Source organism: Pantoea sp. CTOTU49201 (genome assembly GCF_032054795.1).
GTDB classification, from domain to species: domain Bacteria; phylum Pseudomonadota; class Gammaproteobacteria; order Enterobacterales; family Enterobacteriaceae; genus Pantoea; species Pantoea symbiotica.
The window spans coordinates 1-2,242 of sequence record NZ_DAMBSA010000568.1 but is presented as its reverse complement, the minus strand read 5'-3'; the positions used below and the strand labels follow the sequence as shown (position 1 = coordinate 2,242).

Here is a 2,242-nt window from a genome sequence, read left to right as displayed (position 1 = left end):
GCATTAACGGCACTACGCGCGCCATCAATAAAGCCCGATCCAGCGGCGCGGAATTCGAGTTAAACGGTGAAGTGCTGCCAGGCTGGGATCTCAGCGCCAACTACAGCTATGACAAAGCTGAGATTGTTGATGATGGCGTTAACGCGGCTAACAACGGCAATCGCCTGCAAAACGCGCCCCGCCACTCTGGTGCGCTCTATCTGAGCCATAATCTGGCGTTCTCCGGCGTTCCGGGCGATTTCCGCGTGGGCGGCGGCGCGCGCTATGTGGGAACGCGCGCAGGCGATCCGGAAAACAGTTTTAACATGCCCGATTATGTGGTGGCGGACAGCTTTATCGCCTGGAACAACCATTTGTTCGGTGAGAAAACCCAACTGAAACTCAATCTGAACAACCTGTTTAATAAGCACTATTACACCTCCAGCGGCGGCAATCTGCGCGTGCGTGAAGGAGAAACCCGCAACCTGATGCTCGAGGCCAGCGTTGAATTCTGATTCGATATTTACCACCGGCGCACGACGTGCGCCTTCCCTGCTCGCCACGATTTTGGCCGGTTTCCTGCTGCTAATAAGCAGCGCGGCGTGGGCGAAAACCATCACTGATATTGACGGCAATCGCATTGAGATCCCCGATCGTCCGCAGCGTATCGTGCTGGGCGAAAGCCGCATGCTGTATACGCTGGCGTTGCTCGAGCCAGGCGATCCGTTTCAGCATATTGTGGCGTGGCCGCAGGATCTGAAGAAGTACGACAGTCAAACCTGGAACAGCTTTGCGCGTCAGTTTCCGCAGATGCTGAAAATCCCTTCGTTGGGTTCCGGCGGGCCGAACGCCATTAATCCCGAGCAGATTCTGGCACTGAAACCGGACGTGGTGATATTGCCGAGCCTGGCGCGCTACGATGATGCCGACTTGCGATTAGTCACCATGCTGAAGGCGGCACATATCCCGGTGGTGAAGATCGATTTGCGTGTGCATCTGCTGAAAAACACCCGCCGCAGCGTGGAGATTTTTGGCGAAGTGCTGAATCAGCAAGCCCGCGCGCAGGCGTTTAATCAATTTTACGATCAGCATATGCAGGTGATTCGTGAACGCTTAGCCACGTATCAGGGCGCAAAGCCTTCGGTGCTGCTGCAACTGCATCTTGGACGCCGTAACGAGTGCTGCGTGACGGCGATCAATGGCAGCCTCGGCGAATTACTCAACGCGGCGGGCGGCGACAATATCGCTAATAAAACGCAGCACGGCGTGTTTGGTCGCTTGAGTGAAGAGAGCGTGATCGCTGCGCAGCCGCAGTACTACTTTGCTACCGGTTTTGGCGATAATGCCTCGCAGGGCTTGCTGAAATTAGGGCCAGAAGTGGCGCCAGAAACGGTGCTCCGCAGTTTCAAACAGCTGACGGCGCAGCAAAAGGGTTTACGTGAATTATCTGCATTGAAAAATGGTCACTCGGCGGTGATCTGGATGAACTTCTATCTCAGCCCGTGGCACATCGCGGCGACAGAATTTATGGCTAAGACACTCTATCCACAGCTATTTGCGGACGTAGAACCCGAGAAAACATTACAGCAGATTTTTCATGATTTCTTACCAATTCCCTACAGCGGCACTTATTTTATTAACATCCCGCCAGCGAGCGATAAATAATCACTTCCGCTCCGCTTGTGATTAATCTGAAGCTCGCTAATCTTAAATTTGCAGCACGGGCATGGCGTTGAAGCAGTTATTTCCGCCATGCAACAACAACTCACGAGAGGATGTTTTATGGCTGAGCATAGAGGCGGTTCCGGTAATTTCGCTGACGATAAAAAGAAAGCGTCAGATGCCGGTAAAAAAGGCGGAGAAAAAAGCGGCGGTAGTTTCAAAGACGATCCCGCTAAAGCGTCAGAAGCAGGCAAGAAAGGCGGTAAGAAGTAGTTATCAACGCTGTAAATAGCACACAGCACCTTGGAATTCCGCCAGGGCACGGACGCCCTCAGAATTATCTCATCCCATTTTATCCTAATGAAATAAATACCGTTAATAACCTTACGTAACTGCCTTCCATTTTTAACCCCCTCAACCTGCCGTTTCGTCTTAATAAATTTGATTGTTCACTTTCTAACGTGACAAATATCACATTTATGCCAGGCTTAATTTATTCACCTCATGCGACAAGGAGATATATATGACAACGCAAGCCACCAATATAACCTTAATTACTGAAGCGTATCCGGTTCCGCCTTTTAAAAAGCAGACGCAACCG

General features: G+C 51.5%; 3 protein-coding genes. All 3 read left to right on the top strand.

Features of this window, described 5'->3' with window-relative positions:
* Positions 1–494, top strand: a 494-nt coding sequence (locus RTY00_RS23860) for a TonB-dependent receptor domain-containing protein (RefSeq protein WP_312666622.1), incomplete at its 5' end; no start/stop codon positions are given.
* Positions 495–531: 37 nt separating this feature from the next.
* Positions 532–1,644: an ABC transporter substrate-binding protein gene (locus RTY00_RS23855; RefSeq protein WP_409519169.1), complete on the top strand. Its 1,113-nt coding sequence runs from the start codon at positions 532–534 to the stop codon at positions 1,642–1,644.
* 117 nt (positions 1,645–1,761) lie between these two features.
* Entirely contained in the window at positions 1,762–1,914 is a 153-nt protein-coding gene (locus RTY00_RS23850; protein WP_008110189.1) for a KGG domain-containing protein, read from the top strand.
* The last annotated feature ends 328 nt before the right edge of the window (positions 1,915–2,242 follow it).